Source organism: Listeria rocourtiae subsp. hofi (assembly GCF_963575615.1).
Classification (GTDB): Bacteria; Bacillota; Bacilli; order Lactobacillales; family Listeriaceae; genus Listeria_A; species Listeria_A hofi.
In genome coordinates, this window is sequence record NZ_CAUYTL010000018.1 from 40,033 (window position 1) to 60,697 (window position 20,665).

The 20,665-nt window shown below is 43.8% G+C and carries 17 protein-coding genes, 22 tRNA genes and 1 riboswitch; of the genes, 4 read left to right on the forward strand and 35 right to left on the reverse strand.

What is annotated here, in order from left to right:
- Nucleotides 1–8: 8 nt before the first annotated feature.
- Nucleotides 9–362 (reverse strand): thiol-disulfide oxidoreductase DCC family protein, encoded by a 354-nt coding sequence (locus tag R8925_RS09060; RefSeq protein ID WP_430535570.1) that lies wholly within the window; start codon nt 360–362, stop codon nt 9–11.
- A gap of 125 nt (nt 363–487) precedes the next feature.
- Between R8925_RS09060 and R8925_RS09065 the strand changes: the two genes are divergently transcribed.
- A complete protein-coding gene (locus R8925_RS09065) occupies nt 488–769 on the forward strand; it encodes a hypothetical protein (RefSeq protein ID WP_430535571.1) in 282 nt (93 codons plus the stop codon).
- A 54-nt stretch (nt 770–823) separates the two neighbouring features.
- On the opposite strand, the gene R8925_RS09070 is transcribed toward R8925_RS09065, so the two are convergent.
- Together R8925_RS09070 and ytkD are read right to left on the reverse strand one after the other, a co-directional pair.
- Entirely contained in the window at nt 824–1,066 is a 243-nt protein-coding gene (locus R8925_RS09070; protein ID WP_430535572.1) for a DUF2584 domain-containing protein, read from the reverse strand.
- Between the two features lie 5 nt (nt 1,067–1,071).
- Nucleotides 1,072–1,548 carry an RNA deprotection pyrophosphohydrolase gene (ytkD, locus tag R8925_RS09075; RefSeq protein ID WP_430535573.1) on the reverse strand — a complete coding sequence of 159 codons (477 nt, stop codon included), beginning with the start codon at nt 1,546–1,548 and terminating at the stop codon, nt 1,072–1,074.
- Nucleotides 1,549–1,626: 78 nt separating this feature from the next.
- Here ytkD and yidD point away from each other — a divergent pair, with 78 nt between their 5' ends.
- Nucleotides 1,627–1,884 carry a membrane protein insertion efficiency factor YidD gene (yidD, locus tag R8925_RS09080; protein WP_036073038.1) on the forward strand — a complete coding sequence of 86 codons (258 nt, stop codon included), beginning with the start codon at nt 1,627–1,629 and terminating at the stop codon, nt 1,882–1,884.
- A gap of 202 nt (nt 1,885–2,086) precedes the next feature.
- Nucleotides 2,087–3,034: a metal ABC transporter solute-binding protein, Zn/Mn family gene (locus R8925_RS09085; protein WP_430535574.1), complete on the forward strand. Its 948-nt coding sequence runs from the start codon at nt 2,087–2,089 to the stop codon at nt 3,032–3,034.
- 26 nt (nt 3,035–3,060) lie between these two features.
- Here R8925_RS09085 and R8925_RS09090 read toward each other — a convergent pair whose 3' ends face one another.
- The 5 genes from R8925_RS09090 to R8925_RS09110 are packed head-to-tail and all read right to left on the reverse strand — an operon-like array spanning nt 3,061 to nt 9,354.
- On the reverse strand, nt 3,061–4,488 hold the full coding sequence (locus R8925_RS09090; RefSeq protein ID WP_430535586.1) for an o-succinylbenzoate--CoA ligase: 1,428 nt from the start codon (nt 4,486–4,488) through the stop codon (nt 3,061–3,063).
- Between the two features lie 16 nt (nt 4,489–4,504).
- Nucleotides 4,505–5,323: a 1,4-dihydroxy-2-naphthoyl-CoA synthase gene (gene menB / locus R8925_RS09095; RefSeq protein WP_430535575.1), complete on the reverse strand. Its 819-nt coding sequence runs from the start codon at nt 5,321–5,323 to the stop codon at nt 4,505–4,507.
- Nucleotides 5,323–6,153, reverse strand: a complete 831-nt coding sequence (menH, locus tag R8925_RS09100) for a 2-succinyl-6-hydroxy-2,4-cyclohexadiene-1-carboxylate synthase (protein WP_430535576.1) — start codon at nt 6,151–6,153, stop codon at nt 5,323–5,325. The genes menB and menH overlap by 1 nt, the downstream gene beginning before the upstream one ends.
- A gap of 2 nt (nt 6,154–6,155) precedes the next feature.
- A complete protein-coding gene (menD, locus tag R8925_RS09105; protein WP_430535577.1) occupies nt 6,156–7,898 on the reverse strand; it encodes a 2-succinyl-5-enolpyruvyl-6-hydroxy-3-cyclohexene-1-carboxylic-acid synthase in 1,743 nt (580 codons plus the stop codon).
- Complete coding sequence (locus R8925_RS09110) at nt 7,885–9,354, reverse strand: isochorismate synthase (RefSeq protein WP_430535587.1); 1,470 nt, start codon at nt 9,352–9,354, stop codon at nt 7,885–7,887. The genes menD and R8925_RS09110 overlap by 14 nt, the downstream gene beginning before the upstream one ends.
- A 118-nt stretch (nt 9,355–9,472) precedes the next feature.
- Between R8925_RS09110 and R8925_RS09115 the strand changes: the two genes are divergently transcribed.
- The gene (locus R8925_RS09115; RefSeq protein WP_430535578.1) at nt 9,473–10,417 is read left to right on the forward strand and encodes a 1,4-dihydroxy-2-naphthoate polyprenyltransferase; all 945 of its coding nucleotides are present in this window, start codon (nt 9,473–9,475) and stop codon (nt 10,415–10,417) included.
- A 47-nt stretch (nt 10,418–10,464) separates the two neighbouring features.
- On the opposite strand, the gene R8925_RS09120 is transcribed toward R8925_RS09115, so the two are convergent.
- From R8925_RS09120 to R8925_RS09250, 27 genes are all read right to left on the reverse strand, one after another.
- Nucleotides 10,465–12,321 carry a bifunctional homocysteine S-methyltransferase/methylenetetrahydrofolate reductase gene (locus R8925_RS09120; RefSeq protein ID WP_430535579.1) on the reverse strand — a complete coding sequence of 619 codons (1,857 nt, stop codon included), beginning with the start codon at nt 12,319–12,321 and terminating at the stop codon, nt 10,465–10,467.
- A complete protein-coding gene (gene metC, locus R8925_RS09125; RefSeq protein WP_430535580.1) occupies nt 12,321–13,490 on the reverse strand; it encodes a cystathionine beta-lyase in 1,170 nt (389 codons plus the stop codon). The genes R8925_RS09120 and metC overlap by 1 nt, the downstream gene beginning before the upstream one ends.
- Entirely contained in the window at nt 13,483–14,610 is a 1,128-nt protein-coding gene (locus tag R8925_RS09130) for an aminotransferase class I/II-fold pyridoxal phosphate-dependent enzyme (protein WP_430535581.1), read from the reverse strand. Before R8925_RS09130 ends, metC begins: the two co-directional genes overlap by 8 nt.
- Nucleotides 14,611–14,682: 72 nt before the next feature.
- Nucleotides 14,683–16,965 (reverse strand): 5-methyltetrahydropteroyltriglutamate--homocysteine S-methyltransferase, encoded by a 2,283-nt coding sequence (metE, locus tag R8925_RS09135; protein ID WP_430535582.1) that lies wholly within the window; start codon nt 16,963–16,965, stop codon nt 14,683–14,685.
- A gap of 100 nt (nt 16,966–17,065) precedes the next feature.
- A riboswitch (SAM riboswitch) is annotated at nt 17,066–17,171 on the reverse strand.
- 82 nt (nt 17,172–17,253) lie between these two features.
- On the reverse strand, nt 17,254–18,423 hold the full coding sequence (locus tag R8925_RS09140) for an MFS transporter (protein WP_430535583.1): 1,170 nt from the start codon (nt 18,421–18,423) through the stop codon (nt 17,254–17,256).
- A gap of 73 nt (nt 18,424–18,496) precedes the next feature.
- Nucleotides 18,497–18,568 (reverse strand) — tRNA-Glu (locus R8925_RS09145).
- 33 nt (nt 18,569–18,601) lie between these two features.
- A tRNA-Ser gene (locus R8925_RS09150) sits at nt 18,602–18,692 on the reverse strand.
- 17 nt (nt 18,693–18,709) lie between these two features.
- Nucleotides 18,710–18,782 (reverse strand) — tRNA-Asn (locus R8925_RS09155).
- 9 nt (nt 18,783–18,791) lie between these two features.
- Nucleotides 18,792–18,868: transfer RNA gene (locus R8925_RS09160), tRNA-Ile, on the reverse strand.
- A 22-nt stretch (nt 18,869–18,890) separates the two neighbouring features.
- Nucleotides 18,891–18,961 (reverse strand) — tRNA-Gly (locus R8925_RS09165).
- Between the two features lie 24 nt (nt 18,962–18,985).
- Nucleotides 18,986–19,058, reverse strand: a tRNA-His gene (locus R8925_RS09170).
- Nucleotides 19,059–19,072: 14 nt separating this feature from the next.
- A tRNA-Thr gene (locus R8925_RS09175) sits at nt 19,073–19,148 on the reverse strand.
- 27 nt (nt 19,149–19,175) lie between these two features.
- Nucleotides 19,176–19,248 (reverse strand) — tRNA-Phe (locus tag R8925_RS09180).
- 10 nt (nt 19,249–19,258) lie between these two features.
- Nucleotides 19,259–19,331 (reverse strand) — tRNA-Asp (locus tag R8925_RS09185).
- Nucleotides 19,332–19,336: 5 nt separating this feature from the next.
- Nucleotides 19,337–19,410: transfer RNA gene (locus tag R8925_RS09190), tRNA-Met, on the reverse strand.
- Nucleotides 19,411–19,449: 39 nt separating this feature from the next.
- A tRNA-Ser gene (locus R8925_RS09195) sits at nt 19,450–19,539 on the reverse strand.
- Between the two features lie 26 nt (nt 19,540–19,565).
- A tRNA-Ile gene (locus R8925_RS09200) sits at nt 19,566–19,639 on the reverse strand.
- 12 nt (nt 19,640–19,651) lie between these two features.
- Nucleotides 19,652–19,725, reverse strand: a tRNA-Met gene (locus R8925_RS09205).
- A 40-nt stretch (nt 19,726–19,765) separates the two neighbouring features.
- Nucleotides 19,766–19,841, reverse strand: a tRNA-Ala gene (locus tag R8925_RS09210).
- 30 nt (nt 19,842–19,871) lie between these two features.
- A tRNA-Pro gene (locus tag R8925_RS09215) sits at nt 19,872–19,948 on the reverse strand.
- 4 nt (nt 19,949–19,952) lie between these two features.
- A tRNA-Arg gene (locus R8925_RS09220) sits at nt 19,953–20,026 on the reverse strand.
- Nucleotides 20,027–20,040: 14 nt separating this feature from the next.
- Nucleotides 20,041–20,129, reverse strand: a tRNA-Leu gene (locus tag R8925_RS09225).
- A gap of 31 nt (nt 20,130–20,160) precedes the next feature.
- A tRNA-Gly gene (locus R8925_RS09230) sits at nt 20,161–20,235 on the reverse strand.
- Nucleotides 20,236–20,247: 12 nt separating this feature from the next.
- Nucleotides 20,248–20,329 (reverse strand) — tRNA-Leu (locus tag R8925_RS09235).
- Between the two features lie 6 nt (nt 20,330–20,335).
- Nucleotides 20,336–20,408, reverse strand: a tRNA-Lys gene (locus R8925_RS09240).
- Nucleotides 20,409–20,431: 23 nt separating this feature from the next.
- Nucleotides 20,432–20,507 (reverse strand) — tRNA-Thr (locus tag R8925_RS09245).
- A 9-nt stretch (nt 20,508–20,516) separates the two neighbouring features.
- A tRNA-Val gene (locus R8925_RS09250) sits at nt 20,517–20,589 on the reverse strand.
- Nucleotides 20,590–20,665 lie beyond the last annotated feature (76 nt).

The window sequence follows — 20,665 nt, forward strand, 5'->3', positions numbered from 1 at the left end:
AAAATTTTTCATGTTTGCTCCTGCTTCTTTTTTCGAATATCACATGTTCTATTGTCTGCAACAACACTATATCCAAAACGGCCTGCTGGTTTTAGAAATGGTAAATACATGATGAGTCCAATCAAGCCGGTTAGTGGAAAACGCAATAGCATCCTACGAATCGCAAAAAAACCTTTTTTCGCATCACCATTCGGGGTAATGAGATGAATTTCGCGCATTAGTTCCTCTTGCGTAAACCCAGTGTTCTCTGATTCTTGAAGCGGTTTCCATTCAATGACATGCATCCAATCCAGCTTTTCAAAGAGTCGTTTTGTCGCCTTACAGAATCGGCAGTTTTGATCGTATAGAACAATATCCTTCATCCTATTTCAGCTCCTTAGATTATGTTTCCTGTTTACCATTCTCCCTAAACTATGTTAAAATGAACTTTATACATTGGGATTTCCCACATTGTATGAATGCTTGGTTCACCAAAGGAGAAGAAACTATGATATTTTCAACGTTAACTTTGATTATTTTTGCGATTTTTATTATCGCTGTGTGCATTTTTGAATTTATTTTAAAATGGCGCTGGTTCAAGTACTTTTTAGCAACAATAGGCTTGATTGCAAGCGCAGTTATATTCTTTATTAGTTTTTACAGTGGCGGGGTTGCACAGGCTGAGATTGCGATTGCTATTTTTATCGCTACACTTGGAGAGTATATTTTCTCCTTGATTATTAGCATTGTCGCTTGGATTCGTCGGATGTCAAATAAAACAAATGCCTAAGTAACTATTAAAAAAGTTGAGCCTTGCACCGCTTAGGCTCAACTTTTTTGTCGTTTAATTACTGGAATTCAAGGATATTAGCTCGTATGTAATAATCGTCTTATTGTCCTCCCAAATTAGTTTTAGGGGCACAGCAATACCGTTTGTCTCACTTTCTTTTGTCGTCCGAACTTCTACTGGAACATCAATCGGATAAATCCGGTATCCAGCCTTTTCCAACTCGAAAAAATTATCTGAAACCCGCTTTTCCTTTCCCTTTGTTACAATCATTGTATTGACTTCTAATGGCATTCCCATGCTTATTACCTCCAATTATTCATTTTTAGTTGGCGCATCGCTTCTTGAATCACGACTTGCATCCCTTCATCCTGCATAAAAAAACTGAACTGTTTTTGCTGAACGATATTCGCTAAATCCCCAGCTATCAAGGTCGGACCAAATGTTTCCATATAATCGACTTGGTTCACAAAATCGGTGACATTCGCTAAGTAAACTCGTTTGCTAAAAGTTCTTTCTGCGGTCTTTACTTCATATTGCGCTACAATATGTAAGCTATCTAGTTTCGCACCGGTTTCTTCCATTGTTTCGCGTCTTGCAGTTTCCTCGTTTGACTCTCCTGACTCGCCTTTACCGCCAGGAAATTCAATACCGCGGGCTTTATGCGTTGTAAACAGCCAAGCATCGTGAAATTTTGCAATTACGAGTACGTCATCTGCTTCTTCTAGTACATCAAATGAAATAGATACATCATTCCCAAGCAAATCTTGATACGTATACATGCTTATTCCCTTTCTTTTTCCCAGATTTGTGGTACGATAAAAGTGTTAAAAATTCTAAAGGTGAAGGTGAGTTGCAAAATGAAGAAAATAATGTTAGGCGGTATTCGTCTTTATCGCAAATATATTTCACCACTTAAACCTGGAACGTGTAGATTTTATCCCACTTGTTCGCAATATGGTATGGAGGCTATAACGGAGCACGGTGCTTTAAAAGGCGGTTGGTTAACGATTAAGCGAATTTCTAAATGCCATCCCTTCCATAAAGGTGGTGTGGATTTAGTACCTACAAAATGCGATCACAAAGACCATCATCACCATCATTATAGTGAAAAATAGAGTCCAGTGCAAGGATTCGGCGCGTCGATATTTCGTAGCTTTTTCAAAGTTTATTTTTTCACCGCTCCTTTATTAACAAAATCCTTGCCTTTTCTTACTATATGGGTTATTATAAATTTCTGATGTTAAATCGTAATCACTACGATTTATTATTTTTTACACATCAAATAAGAATCATTTCGATTTAGGAGGTCCCATTTTCATGAAGAAAATAGCAATTTTACTTAGTACCCTGTTGCTTGTTTCTATTTTTATGGTCGGTTGTGGTAATAGTGACGCAAAGACTAAGCATTCGGACAAGTTAACGGTTTACACAACTGTTTATCCACTACAATACTTAGCAGCACAGATTGGTGGCAAGTACGTCGATGCTCATTCGATATACCCTGCTGGTTCAGATGCCCACAGCTTTGATCCCTCACAAAAAGACATGATGAATATTGCTGACAGTGATTTGTTTTTCTATATTGGCCTAGGTATGGAAGGCTTTGTTGATAAGGCGAAACAATCGCTCAAAAGTGAGAACGTGAAATTTGTCGAGACCACAGACGGCTTAAAGCTACCGACCGTTGCGCATGAAGAAGAACATGATCATGTGGACGACGAAGATGATCATGATCACGGTGATGTCAACCCGCATGTTTGGCTTGATCCGAACTATATGGTGACGATGGCAGGCATTGTGCGCGATAATCTGAGCAAAGAACTTCCTGCTCAAAAAAATATTTTTGAAAAAAACTATGAAAGTGTTGTGTCACAGTTAAAAGCGTTGAATGATGATTATAAAACAACAGCAACAAACGCAAAACATAAGGAATTCGTGACAGCACATGCTGCTTATGGCTATTGGGAAAATGAATACGGTTTGACACAAATTCCGATTGCTGGCATTTCAACAAGCGATGAGCCTTCTCAGAAAAAGCTAACATCAATTGTGAATACAATTAAAAAAGATAAGATTCCATACATTTTATTGGAACAAAATACAAATTCCAAAATTGCTGATGTCATTCAAAAAGAAACGAACACAAAAACAATGAAACTGCATAATTTGGAGACTTTAACACAGAAAGATATCGATGCTAAACGTGATTATATGTCGATTATGAAAGATAATTTAGCGGCATTAGGTAAAGCATTAAATTATTAATATAGATGAAAAAAACCGAGCATAGCCTATTTGCTCGGTTTTTTCGCGATTTCTCTTAAACGATGGCGTTGAATTTTTTGTGATGCCGTTTTAGGTAACGCCTCTAAGAAATGAAATTGTCGTGGCACTTTATATTTAGCTAGTTTTTCCTGGCAAAATTCAAATAAATCTGCTGTATCAATCCTGTTATTTGCTACAATAAAAGCTATCGGTACCTCGCCCCAGTGTTCGTCAGACTTAGCCACTACTGCGACTTCTTTGATTGCAGGATATTCCAACAAAACATGTTCGACTTCTGTCGGATAAATATTTTCACCACCAGAAATAATCAAATCAGAACGCCTATCCAAAACAAATAAAAAACCATTGTCATCTAAATAACCGACATCCCCCGTCCGAAACCAACCATCTTCATCAAATGCATTGTCCGTCGCTGCTTTATTGTGTAAATAACCCAACATGATGGAAGGACCTTTTAGCAAAATTTCATCCCGCTCACCAATTCTAACTTCTGCTGGAAATAACGGTTTCCCCGCAGAACCAATTTTCAAAAAAGCTTCTTCGGGCGGCAATGTCACAATTTGTGAAGCCGTTTCTGTCATGCCAAACGATTGCACCAATGGAATCCCATTTAAAAAGCAAGCCTCGAGCATTTCCCTACTCGCCGGCCCTCCTCCAAGCAACATACATCTAAAATCTGAATGATATCTCGTCGTAAAAACATCAAGTAAACGTTGTGCCATCGTTGTTACCACCGAAATCAACGTCACCTCACCACTTCGCAAAAACTGATCCACACGTGTCGCATCAAAATGCTCCTCCAAATAAACTGGAATCCCGTAAATCACTGAGCGCATTAAAATCGACAAACCACTAATATGGAAAATTGGTACCACGCATAGCCAACTATCATTTGCCTGTAAACCAAGATTCAACATCGAGCCTGTTGCACTCCACCAATGATTTCCGAACGTCTGCATCACGCCCTTGGGCTGGCCAGTTGTTCCGGACGTATACATAACGGAAGCAACACGCTCCATTGCAAAATGAGAAACGAGCGATACTTCCGAAACCCGCGCCTCCATCACATCCTTAAAAGAAGCACTCGCGATATCCCCAACCTTGTCACGAAACACATCCGCATAAAAGCACCATTCCACATGTGCATCTCGCATTTGAAACAAAACTTCTGTCGCCGTCAGACGATTATTCAATAACACCGTCTGCGCACCTAATTGTTGCAACGCATGAATCATCAAAAAAGTATCACGATCATTTCGGCCGAGCAAAGCGACACTCATTCCATCCCGAACACCGAATGATGCCAATTTCCCCGCCAACTCGCACGCCGCATCATAAATTTCTAAAAATGTTTCCTTTCTATCCTGAAAAACGAGCGCAGTCCTCTCAGGAGAAAGCCACACTCGTTTTTCCAACCAATTGGTTAGTTCCATCATTTTCCACCAACCATCAAGGGAATTTTGGGAATTGATCAAAGTCAGGGTCACGTTTTTCTTTGAACGCATCACGTCCTTCTTTCGCCTCATCCGTTGTGTAATAAAGAAGTGTAGCATCACCAGCAAGCTGCTGAATACCAGCCAAGCCATCCGTATCCGCATTAAATGCCGCCTTAATAAAACGAAGCGCTGTAGGACTTTTCTTCAACATTTCCTTCGCCCAAGCAACCGTCTCTGTTTCCAAATCGGCCAATGGCACAACCGTATTAATCCAGCCCATCTCAAGTGCTTCATCCGCCGTATATTGGCGGCACATGAACCAAACTTCCTTCGCTTTCTTATGACCAATTACACGCGCCAAATAGCCTGAACCATAGCCAGCATCAAAACTACCAACATTCGGTCCTGTTTGACCAAATTTTGCATTATCCGCCGCAATCGTCAAGTCACACACGAGTTGCAACACATTCCCACCGCCAATCGACCAACCAGCAACCATTGCAATAACTGGTTTCGGAATCACGCGAATCAAACGTTGCAAATCAAGCACATTCAAACGAGGAATGTTATCATCACCAACATAACCACCATTTCCACGCACCTTCTGATCCCCACCAGAACAAAACGCTTTGCCGCCTTCACCTGTCAAGATAATCACGCCAACTTTCGAATCATCACGTGCAATCGTAAAAGCATCAATCATTTCAATCACTGTTTTTGGCGTGAAGGCATTGTGCACATGCGGGCGATCAATCGTAATTTTCGCTATTCCTTCGTATGTTTCATACTTAATCTCCGTATAATCCTTCTCTTTCTTCCACTCAAAACCCATTATTTTATTCCTCCTCTAATTCGTAACCAGTTGCGGACCGCGTAACCAAAAGCTTCTGGTTGCTCGACATGTATCGTATGCCCCGCATTTGAAAACGTAATATATTTTGCATCAGGAAGCGCCTTTTTCATCGCCAGCGCAATCCCGCAAAATTTCTGATCCTCTTGCCCAGCCAAAAGTAAAGTCGGTATGCGCACGTTTGGCAATTCTCCCCAAAAAGAAGGCTGCGCACCCGTTCCCATGCCACCAAGACTTCCAACCAAGCCTATCATTCGTTGGTTCATCCGTTCTTTGCGCACTTTTTCCTGTACATTTTGCGATAACTCTAGCTGCGTTGCAAAAAGCGGTAATCGCTCCCATTCTGCGACAAAACTTGCCACACCTTGCGTTTTAATTTTATCAGCAAGCGCCATATCTTTCAAAATTCGTGCCTCGCGTTCTTGCCGAGATACCAAGCCAGGCGAAGCACTTTGCAACATAAGCGCACCAATTCTCTCAGGATATAGTGTTGCAAGCCCAAGTGCCAAGCGCCCTCCCATCGAATATCCAAGAACAGAAGCTCGTTGCACCCTAAGCTGATCCAAGATAGCTATCAAATCCGCCGCTTGCTCCTCCAACCGATATCGCTCCAAGCCTTCCGGCGCATCCGTCTTACTATGCCCTAACAAATCTACCGTCACACAATGCCAATCCTGCGCCAAAATCGGCAAAATCGTATCATATGTCGCATGCGATCCCGTAAAGCCATGAAGTAGTAACAAGGTTTCCCTTCTTGTATTAGATTTTGCTTTCGTTTCCACAACATGATAGTCTACGCCACGAATCCGCATCTTTATGCCAACTCCGAGCGAACCGCTGTTTTAATCGCATCCCATAACTCCTGATGCGCATCCACGTTTTCATACCGATTCGTCTTGACTTCAATAATATCCAACCCTTTATGGAAATGAGCCTTATCCAATGCATCATGGAACTCATCCCAATCCGTCGCCTCATGAAAATCACCTTCATAAAGTGCCGCCGTATATCGGAAATCAAGATCAGCACCGGTCCCAAACAACGTCTCAAAATACTTCGGCTCAGACGCTTGTGGTAAGAACGAGAATATCCCGCCACCATTATTATTCACAACAATAATCGTCAAATTTAATCCATATTTTTTCGCCATCAAAAGTCCGTTCATATCGTGATAAAACGACAAATCACCAATCAGTAAATACATCGGCTGTTCCGTCAAGCTTGCTCCAAGCGCCGAAGAAACAACGCCATCAATCCCATTTGCACCACGATTGGCAAGCATCCTAACCTGCTTGTTCGTTTGCGCAAAGTACGTATCGACATCACGAATCGGCATGCTATTCCCAATGAAAAGACCAGCCCGCTCCGGAATCCACGTACGCATCTCATATACAAGCTTGCCCTCATCTAACCTGTCCAGTATTTCCATATGTGCCGCAACCACCGTCTTCACCTTTGCATTCAATCGCTGCCACATTACCATCCAGTCAGCTGTAGTTTTCTCCTGCCAGCCGTCCGTCAACGCACCCACCAAGAAATGCTCATCGCAGTGAATCATATTTGTCACTGCTTTAATCGGATCTTTCCAAGCCGCACCAGGATCAACAACATAAAACATCACGTCCTCCAATGCCTCCAGCCATTTCATCAGTGGCTTCGAAACCGGCATCGCTCCAAATCGAACGACAACCTCTGGGCGCAACGCCTCACGCGCCACTTCTTCCTGTAAAATCGCATCATACTGGTCAATCACTACATCGCTCAGCGCCCCATAACTCCGCAACTGCGACAACGGGTCCGCCAAAATCGGCCAGCCAACCTGTTTTGCCAGCGCCACCAATTTCGGTGAAAAAGCCTTTTTATCCAAAGGTCCTGCTACAAAAACGCCTCTTTTCCCAGCACAAGCCTCAATAATCTGTCCAATTACTGCGTCTTCCAAAACCTCATGCGTATAATAAATATGCACATGGCGACGTTTTTTCTCCGTAACCGCGAACGGCGATGGCTCCAAAACTGGCATCAATGGCTCGCGCAAAGGAAAATTCAAATGAACCGGTCCACGCGGCGCATTCATCGCAATATCCACTGCTTTTGAGCCGTGCCATTTCGCAAAACGCAACATCTCCGTTGAATTTTCAGGTAAAGCCATATCCGTAAAATCCTTCACATGCGATCCGAACATGCGCACCTGATCCATCGCTTGCGGCGCACCAACATTGCGCAACTCATGCGGCCGATCCGCCGTCAAAACAAGCAATGGCACCTGCGATAAATTGGCCTCCGCAACCGCTGGAAAATAATTCGCGGCAGCCGTTCCCGACGTACATAAAAGCACTACCGGTCTTTTCGACGCCTTCGCAATTCCAAGCGCAAAAAATCCTGCTGAACGTTCATCCACATCCACATACATTTTTAACGTCGGATGTTCTGCCATCAATAAAGCAATTGGCGTTGAGCGCGAACCTGGGCTAATAACCGCCTCTTTCACACCAGCCTGCACCAATTCTTCCACAAAAGCCGCCAAGTATTCCGTCATCACCTGTCTATGATCGCTCATGAACTCTACCTCCTAATACCCGCAACATCGGCTGAAATTTAATCGCCGTCTCCGCAAGTTCCTCTGCTGGTACTGAATCTGCCACAATGCCACAACCAGCATATAATAATGCGTTCGTATCCGTAACAAGTGCCGAACGAATTGCGACTGCAAACTCACCACGATCAAGCGGGTCAATCCAACCAATCGGTGCACCGTAAAACCCGCGAGTCATCTCTTCTTTCAAACGAATCACTGTCATCGCTTCCGCCTGTGGCCAACCACCAAGCGCCGGCGTTGGATGAAGCTCTCGCAAAACATCTAACATTTTCGTCTCATCTCGTTGTCCTGAGACCGTCATATACAAATGCTGTATATCTCGATTCTTCAGCAATATCGGACTCGCTGAAACTTGCACGTCCTTACAAAACCGAGCCAGCGTAGCCTCAATCATCTCAACAACAAAATGGTGTTCCGCCAAGTTTTTTGCATCACTAAGTAGCGTCTCACCAAGCACCGCATCCTCACTAGCCGTCTCACCTCGCGCAATCGAACCCGCCACACATGCTGATTCCAAATGATCCACATCTGCTAATAACAGCCGCTCTGGTGTTGCCCCAAAAAAAGTACTCGTCCCATTTTCTAGCAAGAAACAGTAACTATTCGCCTGTTGCTCTTCCATATGTGCAATAATGCGACTACTCGAAATAAACCCGTCAAACCCCAGTCGCATTCGCCGAGCAAGCACCACTTTTTGCATGCTAGTGACCTCTTGCAACAATGCCACAACATCCTCTGCCGCAAGCAACCAAGCATCCTCATCCAAGCGTTCTTCTGAGATACATGCCACATCTGGATGACTCATAATCGGTGATGAAATCAACTTATCCCATTGCGCCATCACAGCCTCAACCTTCGCATAATCATCATGCTCCGAAAGCCACACGTTCACCGATAAATAACAACAATCCTCCTTTTCCGTCACCAAAAAAAGTGGCAAATAAAAAAATCCTTCCCCAAATCTTTCCCATTCTGGCGACGTATCATGCTGATCATCAAAACTAAAACCGCCAAAATAAACGGCCCCGCAAGCAGTTTCCTCACTATTCGTTACCGTTTGTCTAAGCACCTGCTCTTTTCGCGTATGTAGCGCCAAAAAACGGTCTTGTCCCTGCTCCACATGTAACTGATCAGTCGCACCAAGCCCTGCAAGCCGCAATGTCCGCTCTTTATTTTGCCAGAAAAAACGCTCACCTTTAAAAGCCCCATTCCCTTGATCAAAAACACGTTTTGCCGCACCATCAGGAAGCTCACAAACCCAGCTTAATAACACATTCTCCTGTTGCGAAACCATTCGCTTTGCCTGCTGAAACAGCTCTATTGGCAATGTTAAACCCATATTACTCATCTCTCCTTCATTGCCTTCACTCACCACACCATTATAACAAAAGAAATTCGTTTTTACACCTCTCGACACTTTCAAAAATCAGCCCCGTAAGCCAAAGAAAAAAGAAATCAGCTATATCCATTGACTATTAGACAAACATTGCCTAAAATTGTACAAGTATAAAGCTTTTATAAAAGGAGAGAAACAAATGGCACACGGCACAAAATCAGCTATTGTTAGACATTCCGGATTCCATAAATGGTGGATGTTATTGCGTCCACACACACTGGTTGCATCCTTTGTCCCAGTATTTTTAGGAACCACGGTCGCAATGAGCTACGAAAGTTTTCATTTTACACGCTTTTTAGTCATGCTAATATCCTGTTTCCTCATTCAGACATCTGCTAACCTCTTTAATGAATATTATGACTTCAAAAAAGGGCAAGACGATGAACACACAGTGGGGAACGGTGGCGCAATTGTTAGAAACGGAATGAAACCAGGTTTTATTTTATTCCTAGCCATTTTTCTATATGTATTAGCCATTCTAGGTGGCGTTTACTTATGCATGGACGTCAATAATTGGTGGATTGGCTTACTCGGTATTATTTCGATGCTTGTTGGCTATTTGTACACCGGCGGACCATATCCAATCGCCTACACACCTTTTGGCGAAATTATGGCAGGTTTTTTTATGGGCGGTATTATCACATTCATTTCCTTCTATATTCAAGCCGGGTTTATCGGTTCCTTTATCGTCTACGTTTCCATCCCAGTGATGGTGCTAGTTGGAAATCTTCTTCTAGCCAACAGTATTCGTGATTTGGAACCAGACAAAGCAAACGGGCGCCTCACACTTGCTATCTTATTGGGTCGTAAAGGCGCCCTCATCCTTTTCACGTTGGCTTTCATTTTCGCATACGTATGGGAAATTGCACTAATCTTCACGGTTGAAGCAACACCATGGATTCTAATTATCCTACTCAGCGTTCCCGAAGCCATTAAAGCTGTTCGTCGTTTCATTGGAAAAAGCGTACCAATAACGATGGTTCCTGCGATGAAAGCGACGAGTAAGGCCTTAACATTTTTCGGATTATTACTAGCTATCGCATTTTTGATTAGTTTACTAAGCGCGAACATGGTTGATTTTTGAAATTAAAAAGTACCAGCAAGCCGTTTTAATAGGTTTGCTGGTACTTTTTAATTTTGCGAGCTAATTTCAACTACTTGTTCTTTACTCTGCACATATTTCGTCAATTCAATCGACAAATCATATCTCAAAAATGGTGTGATGATATAAACGCCGTTAAAATGCGCACAAATCGAATCCAAAATCTCTTTAGCAATCGCCATTCCTTCCTCGCAACCAGCATCGGCCTTATCCGCTTCCCGCATCCGCTCTCTAACTTCATCTGTTAAGCGAATCCCAGGAACCTCATTATGCAGAAACTCAGCATTGCGACTTGACAAAAGTGGCATTACACCAACAAACACAGGAACCGTAATTCCAGCCTCAACTAGCGCCGCTTTCAATTGAACCGCTTTTTCCGTATCATAAATTGGTTGCGTGATAATATAATCTGCGCCATATTCTACCTTGCGTTCAATCAAACGAACCGCCTTATCCAGCTTCAGCACATTGGGATTAAAAGCCGCCGCAACTTGGAATCGCGCCTTCTCCTTCAGCGACTTTCCAGTATATGAAATCCCATCATTGAATTTTTTAATCAGTTGCACAAGCTCCACCGATCGCAAATCAAAAACCGATGATGCGCCTGGAAAATCACCAACTTTACTCGGATCCCCCGTCACCGCGAGCACATCCTGAATTCCCAACTTATGAAAACCCATGATATGCGAGTGCATCCCAATCAAATTATGATCTCGCGTCGTCAAATGAATGAGAGGTCTAATATCGTACTCATGCTTCAAAATTGCCGCCAATGCCATGTTACTAATCCTTGGTGTCGCAAGCGAATTATCAGAAATCGTAATTGCGTCCACACCTGCTTCATCAAGCTCCTGCGCCCCTTCGAAAAACTTCGCCGTATCAAAAGTCCGTGGCGGATCAAGCTCCACTAACACTGTATATTGTTCCTTCACCTTATCCGTCAGACGCACACCCGTATCCTCTGCCACGTCCAACTCCGCCAATTCCAAAATTGGATGTACTACTTTGGACGTCACCGGTTCTAGAGACTTCAAACCACGACGTAGCGCACGAATATGATCCGGCGTTGTGCCACAACACCCACCTATCAAACGCACTCCTTCTTGTCTGAAAATCTCCCCATACTGCTCAAAATAATCTGTTTCCGTTTGGTAAACCACTTTCCCTTCATCCATCTGCGGTAAACTCGCATTCGGATAAGCAGCTAAATAAGCATTCTCAAGAAGTGGCACCGTCTCAAGCGCTTTAGACATATGATATGGACCAAGTCGGCAATTTGCACCAACAACGTCCGCTCCCAACTCCGCCAGCTCCCGCAACGCCGATGCCAATGTTTGCCCATTTTGCAAAAGTCCTGGTTCATGCATCGAAACATTAGCTACAATTGGTAAGTCTGTTGTTTCACGCGTAATTTTTAACACTGCTTTCAACTCATCTAAGTCATAATAAGTCTCAAGTAAAATGGCATCAACACCTTCTAGCAACAAACAATAAAGCTGCTCGCGAAAACTCCGCTTAATCTCTTCCAGGCTTGGAGCCGCAATTCGCGCATCATTAGCCCCATTTATACCGCCAATTGTACCAAAAATATACACACCAGTACCGCGCGCCGCCTCTTTCGCATGCCGCACCGCCGCCTGATTTATTTTTTTTATATCATCTTCCAACCCATACCGCGACAACTTAATATAATTGGCGCTATACGTGTTCGTTTGGATAATATCCGCTCCAGCCTCGATATAAGCCCGATGGATTGCAACGATATCATCTGGATGTGATAAATTCAACTCTTCAAAGGAACGGTCAACTCCGTAAGAATAAAGCAACGTACCCATTGCACCATCAGCAATTAACACTTTTTCACTTAAATCGCGGCGTAAATTCATCAACGAGCACTCCTTTCCACTGTATAAGCAAGCGCCTGCTGGAAGTCTGCGATAATGTCATCCACATCCTCAAGCCCCGCCGAAAAACGTAATAATCCTGGCGTAATACCAAGTTTTAACCGTTCAGCCTCCGGAATTGCCGCATGTGACATCCGAGCCGGATACGATAAAATGCTCTCCACCGCACCAAGACTCACCGAAAATACTGGCAATTTCACATGATTCACAAATTGTCGCGCCGCCTCTTCACTACCGAGGTCAAACGACAAGACTGCCCCCGCAGAATCTGCCTGTTGCTGTTGAATTGCATAATCCGGATGACTCACAAGCCCAGGATAAAAAACTTCCTCCACCCGTTCTTCCATTTGCAAAAATTCTGCCAGTTTCTGCGTCGATGCTGTACCCACGCTCATTCGAACAGCAAGCGTTTTTAGCCCGCGTAACAACAACCAACAATCCTGCACACCAAGCACGCCACCTGTTGAATTTTGTATAAAATAGACCTGTTTAGCTAACTCCTCATTATTAGTAACCACAAGCCCCGCCAAAATATCACTATGTCCACCAATAAATTTCGTTGCACTGTGTACCACCAAATCCGCGCCCAAATCAAGTGGTCGTTGCAAAGCTGGCGTTAAAAATGTATTATCCACAAATGTATAGCAGTTATGTTGCTTCGCGAGCCTTGCCACCGCTGCAATATCCGTCACTCGCATTAATGGATTCGAAGGCGTCTCCACATAAACCAACTTCGTATTTTCCTGAAAAGCCGCAGCAATAGCATCCAAATCACCCATATCCACAAACGTATGAGCAATACCAAACCGCGGTAAAACCTGCTCCGTTAACCGAAATGTCCCGCCATAAACATCACCAGAAATAATAAAATGATCCCCCTGCGACAAAGTTAACAGCGCCGCTGAAATTGCAGCCATGCCAGTTGCAAATGCAAAACCATGCGTTCCGTTCTCCAGTTTAGCAATTGCTTCCTCCACAGCCTGACGCGTCGGGTTCCCAGATCTCGCATAATCAAACACGTGGTAATTATCAAAATCCGGCTGATGAAACGTTGATGACAAGTGAAGCGGCGTGTTCAGTGCACCAGTTGCCTCATCAATTCCAAGACTTGCATGCACCACTTTCGTATCAAATGAAAAGTCATCACTCATTTATACCCACCTCTTCCTTCAAAACCAACGCCAAAGCTTGATCCAAATCAGCAATTAAGTCATCACTGCTCTCAATGCCAACAGAAATACGTAACAATTCATCCGTTAAACCATAAGATTCCCGAAGCTTGCGCGGCACATCTGCATGCGTTTGCGTCACTGGATACGTAATCAAACTCTCCACACCACCTAAACTCTCCGCAAATGTAAATAATTTCAAACTCCGCAACAATGGTGAAACAAGTGTAGCATCCTTAATCAAGAAACTCACCATGCCACCTTTTCCAGGATAGAGTACTTTCGTTACAGCTTCATGACCATCTAAAAATTCCGCCACTTTCCGCGCATTTTTCTGATGCTGCTCCACCCTCAAAACAAGCGTTTTTAGTCCGCGCATCAACAACCAACTATCAAACGGCGAAAGCACCGCGCCAATAGAATTATGAAAATCACGCAATTGCAACGCTAAATCCTCACTTTTCACAATCACTGCACCTGCCAACACATCATTATGCCCGCCGAGATATTTCGTTGCACTATGAAAAACAATATCTGCGTCCAAATCAAGCGGTTGCTGCAAAATTGGCGTTAAAAATGTATTATCTACAATTACCAATAGATCATGTTTCTTCGCAAAAGCCACAACAGCGGTAAGATCAGTCTCCACCATCAAAGGATTCGTCGGCGTTTCGATAAATACAGCCTTCGTTCCAGGCGTTATCAAACTTTCTAAATCATCAATATCCGTCGTTTCCCAATAAGAAAAATCTACGCCATACTTTTTCGCAATCAATTCAAAATAACGATATGTACCACCATATAGATCCCGCGAAGAAATAATATGATCGCCACTCGAAAACAATGTAAAAATCAGCTGAATCGCACTCATTCCCGAGCTTGTCGCAAAACCAGCTGTCCCATTTTCTAACGTCGCTAGCGCTTCCTCCAAAACCTCTCGCGTCGGATTCCCTGTTCTCGTATAGTCATACCCCGTTGAAACACCAAGATCTTCATGACGATATGCAGTTGACAAATAAATAGGCATGTTCACAGCACCGGTCGCCCCGCTTTTTCGATTTCCAATTTGTGCTACAATTGTTTCTTTTTTTAGTTTTGTCAATCCAATCCCCTCCATCAATTTAAAAGCGCTAAGAGTAGCAACATCATGCCGTTCCTAGCGCCTCATTTCCTATTATTTTATAACTTTGTACGTTTCACGAATCTCTTTCGTCGCACGCACCATGTCCTGCAATGCTGCAATCGTTTCTTTCTCCTTACGCGTTTTTAGACCGCAATCCGGATTCACCCAGAACTGACGCGCATCAATCACTTTTAGAGCTCGATGAATATTTTCCTGAATCTCACCCGTAGTCGGAACACGCGGGCTATGAATATCATATACACCAAGACCAATTTCCTTATCATATCCAACTCTCTCAAAAGTCTCAATAATTTCACCGTGACTACGTGAAGTCTCAATTGAAATTACATCTGCATCAAGTGCGCTAATCGTATCGATTATATCTTCAAACTCCGCATAACACATATGCGTATGAATTTGTGTATCATTCTTAACCGAAGTTGTCGTTAACTTGAATGAATATACCGCATCATCCAAGTACTTCTGCCATCTCGAACGTTTCAGTGGTAAACCTTCACGAAGCGCCGGTTCATCCACTTGAATTACACGAATACCAGCTTCCTCAAGTGCCTCCACCTCTTTACGTAGCGCCAAACCAACCTGATTCGCCACCACATAATCTGGCACATCATCACGCACAAACGACCAGTTGATAATCGTAACAGGCGCCGTCAACATTCCCTTCACAGGACGATCCGTCAATGATTGTGCATAAACACTTTCCTTCACCGTGATTGCCTCCGTAAACGCAACATCTCCATAAACCAATGGCGGACGCACCGCACGCGAACCATATGACTGCACCCAACCAAATTTTGTCGCTTGGAATCCATCTAGCTTCTGACCAAAATACTCCACCATATCCGTTCTTTCAAACTCACCGTGTACGAGCACATCCAAATCCAAATCCTCTTGAATCCGAATCCAGCGCTCCGTCTCCACCTCAATGAATTTCTCATACTCCGCATCCGTAATCACATTTTTTAACCAATCCGAGCGTTTCTTCCTGACCTCAGGCGACTGCGGGAAACTACCAATCGTCGTTGTCGGCAATAAGGGCAACTGTAACCACTCATGCTGCAACTTAATCCGCTGAGCAAAAGGTAATTCACGTTTAACATCTACATTCTCTAAATTGCGAATCGCTTCCTGAACCTCCGCATTATTTCGGTGATGCGATCCATTAATTGCTGATAATGCTTCTTTCGCCTCTGCAAATTCCGTCGCAACCGCATCCCCGTTCAGTGCCCCCGTAAGCGCTACTAACTCTACCAACTTCTCATCCGCAAATGACAAGCCTCCAAGTAGCACGTCATCTAAATCAGACTCACTCGCTTTTGTTACAGGTACGTGTAGCAATGAACTAGAAGGCTGTACAATCAAGCGATCTTTCGATACAACTTTTGCAATTCGCTCCAATAATGCTAACTTCGCATCCAAATCTGCGCGCCATACATTACGTCCATCAATCACCCCAGCTGCCAATGTTTTATCCTCAGGAAAACCAAATTTCTCAAGCGCTTCAATCGACTCCCCGTGATCATGAACAAAATCTACACCAATCGCATCCACAGGCAGTTTAACAACCTCTTCAAAATAATCAAGACTTTCAAAATAGGTTTGCAATTCAATCTTCAATTCAGGCGCAACATCCTTAAACGAAGCATAAACTTCCTCAAACAAAGCCAGCTCTTCCTTGTCAAAACTAGTGGCCAAGTAAGGCTCATCAATCTGCACCCATTTCGCACCAGCATCCTGCAACTCCTTCAAAATTTGACCATAAAGCGGAACTAACTGATTCAATAACCCTTTAAAATCAGCATTCCCTTTTGCCAATTTCAAATAAGTAATCGGTCCAACAATAACTGGTTTTCCATCGATACCAAGTTCTTTTTTCGCTTCCTCATAGTAAAACAATGCCCGATTCTCCGTCAACTGCGGCTTCGCATCCACAAGCTCAGGCACAATATAGTGATAATTCGTATTAAACCACTTCGTCATTTCCGAAGCCACGGCACCATCATTCCCACGCGCAACCTCGAAATATGTATCAAGATCCACTTTCCCAGCCTCATAGCCAAACCGTTTTGGCACAATTCCAAACGTGATACTCGTATCTAAAATGTGATCATAGAAAGAAAAATCTCCTACTGGAATCAAATCAATCCCCTTATCCTGTTGTTTTTTCAAAGATTGTAAACGCAATTCTTTAGTTTCAGAAAGTAATTGCTCTTCAGAAATCTTAGCATTCCAATAATTTTCAAGCGCCTTCTTCCACTCACGTTTCTCACCTAAACGCGGATACCCCAAATTTGAACTTTGAACTTTCGCCATTTCGCATCACCAATCCTTCATTATTTTTTTCATATAAAAAGCCCCTCCAGCAAAGACCAGAGAGGCTACGAATATCTAAAAATACAAATCCGTATTCACTCTCTTATCTTTCGAAACATGATGTTTCGCAGGATTTAGCACCTTTTCAAAAACTGAAAGGTTGCCGGGTTTCACAGGGCCAGTCCCTCTACCACTCACAATAAGAGTTATCATATGAAATTAATTACATCCAGTTCTGATGTATTGAATTTATATTACCATCCCATGAAATTCCTGTCAACTAAAAAATCACACTATTGTCGAACTTTTTCGAGCATTCCCAAAAAACAAGGCCAGAAAAGCCACAACCAATAGCCCAGTAATCACAAAATAAAACACATCGTTCCCGAATAAACCAATCATGATTCCTGTCGCAGAAGGGCCAATAATACTTCCCAAACTAAAGCTCATCCCTACTAAAATATTTCCAGCAGGTAACAGCTCAAGCGGCGTCAGATCCGTCATATAAGACAATCCAAGTGAATACATCGACCCAAGAAAAATCCCCATAACAAAAAACATCGCAATCAATAAAATACTATTAGAAACAAAAGCCGTCACAAAAAATAATGCAGCCCCCACTCCTACAAAAATCGGTAAAACCTTAGCCCTACCAATCCTATCACTCAAAATCCCAATTGGAACCTGAAATAAAATCGTCCCTACTGAAAAAGCAGAAATAATCGTCACGACCATGGCCTGTGGAATCCCATCACGAAGCCCAACAATAGGAAAAGTAGCATTAAGCGCAGTCTCCAATATCCCGTAAACAAAAGGCGGAAGCATTGCAATCCAAGCCAATTTAAACACACCCGAAAACCTCTTCAAACTACCAAAAAAAGAAATTTCACGTATAACCGCACTCTCTGCAACAAACTCATTCCTAAGAAACCATACAAGTCCCCAAGCAATCAGAACCAGAATGCCCGATATAAGAAATGGTAAATTCGCATTAATTGCCATCAAATTCACTAACTGCGGCCCGATTGCAAACCCCAGTGAAAAAAACAGCCCATAAATCGCCATATTCCTGCCACGCTTCGAAGGATGACTCATTGCCCCAATCCAAGTCTGAGAAGAAAAGTGCAACATATGATCTCCCACACCAATCAGCAAACGTAAAATAAACCAGAAATATAAATTAAACCAGAGTGGGAATATCAATAAAGCAACAGCTACAAGTCCACCTCCAACAACAATAATCGGCTTGTATCCAAAGCGATGTAAAGGCGCCTCAATAAACGGTGATACTAATAACACCCCAATGTATATACCAGTGGCATGAAATCCATTCAATCCCGAAGAAACACCTTTTCCTTCAAATATAATTGAAATCAACGGCAACAATAACCCCTGAGATAATCCAGATATAGCAACAACCACTGTTAAAATCCAAAACTTGAATCTATTACTCTTCATACCTATCCTCCAATGCATTTTTAGCAATAAAAAGAACAATGCCATAAATGACATTGTTCTTTATAATCAGCGATGACCCGTACGGGATTCGAACCCGTGTTACCGCCGTGAAAGGGCGGTGTCTTAACCGCTTGACCAACGGGCCTCATTATTAAACCTAATTTCGCATCTTTTATACTGGCGGAGAAGGAGGGATTTGAACCCTCGCGCCGCGTTAACGACCTATACCCTTAGCAGGGGCACCTCTTCAGCCACTTGAGTACTTCCCCAATATAAAACTTACAAGCTCCACAGGCAAGACTCGAACTTGCGACCGATCGGTTAACAGCCGATTGCTCTACCAACTGAGCTACTGTGGAATAATATTATGGTGGGCCTAAATGGACTCGAACCATCGACCTCACGCTTATCAGGCGTGCGCTCTAACCAGCTGAGCTATAGGCCCATAATATATAATGTAGTACAAAAGCGGGTGATGGGAATCGAACCCACGACAACAGCTTGGAAGGCTGTAGTTTTACCACTAAACTACACCCGCACAATCCAAATTTAAATTTTTAAAGGCGGCTAGTGGGAATCGAACCCACGCATGCCTGAACCACAATCAGGTGCGTTAACCACTTCGCCATAGCCGCCACTATCGCTAATATGGTGCCGGCTGCAAGAGTCGAACTCGCGACCTACTGATTACAAATCAGTTGCTCTACCAACTGAGCTAAGCCGGCTTAAGATAATTCTTCATATTGAAAAGGTGGCTTGGGACAGAATCGAACTGCCGACACCTTGAGCTTCAATCAAGTGCTCTACCAACTGAGCTACCAAGCCTTAAGTAAAGCGGTCCCGACGGGATTTGAACCCGCGATCTCCTGCGTGACAGGCAGGCATGTTAACCCCTACACCACGGAACCACCAATTGCGGGGACAGGATTTGAACCTGCGACCTTCGGGTTATGAGCCCGACGAGCTACCAGACTGCTCCACCCCGCGACAATAATATTATTTCATCCACAAATCACTAAGTAGAAAAGGAGGAAGAGGGATTCGAACCCCCGCGCGGTCTTACCCGCCTGTCGGTTTTCAAGACCGATCCCTTCAGCCAAACTTGGGTATTCCTCCATGATATGATAAAAAATAGTGATAGGTGGACCTTGCAGGACTCGAACCTGCGACCGGACGGTTATGAGCCGTCTGCTCTAACCAACTGAGCTAAAGGTCCAAAATTAAAAGGTAGCGGCGGAGGGAGTCGAACCCACGACCTTTCGGGTATGAACCGAATGCTCTAGCCATCTGAGCTACACCGCCATTATAATAAATAGACGTACCTTTTATCTCACAAAATAGTTGGTGGAGCCTAGCGGGATCGAACCGCTGACCTCCTGCGTGCAAAGCAGGCGCTCTCCCAGCTGAGCTAAGGCCCCTTCATAAAAACATAAGGATTATTTTCTTAATGGTCGGGAAGACAGGATTCGAACCTGCGACCCCTTGGTCCCAAACCAAGTGCTCTACCAAGCTGAGCTACTTCCCGAAAGCGCGCCCGAGAGGATTCGAACCTCTAACCGCTTGATTCGTAGTCAAGTACTCTATCCAGTTGAGCTACGGGCGCATTATATAAGTATATGGTGCCGAGGACCGGAATCGAACCGGTACGGATATCACTATCCGCAGGATTTTAAGTCCTGTGCGTCTGCCAGTTCCGCCACCCCGGCGTTAGAAACTTTATAATGGCAACCTAATTTTTGGAGCGGAAAACGGGGTTCGAACCCGCGACCCCCACCTTGGCAAGGTGGTGCTCTACCACTGAGCTATTTCCGCTTAAGTATAAAATGCGGGTGAAAGGACTTGAACCTTCACGCCTCGCGGCGCCAGATCCTAAATCTGGTGCGTCTGCCAATTCCGCCACACCCGCAAAAAATGAGCCGTGATGGGCTCGAACCATCGACCCTCTGATTAAAAGTCAGATGCTCTACCAACTGAGCTAACGGCTCACAATAAAAATATACGATGAAAATGGTGCCGGCTGCAAGAGTCGAACTCGCGACCTACTGATTACAAATCAGTTGCTCTACCAACTGAGCTAAGCCGGCCTGATTAAATGGGGGCTAACGGGATCGAACCGCTGACCCTCTGCTTGTAAGGCAGATGCTCTCCCAGCTGAGCTAAGCCCCCAAAATATGTACATTGCCCGGCGACGACCTACTCTCACAGGGGGAAGCCCCCTACTACCATCGGCGCTGAAAAGCTT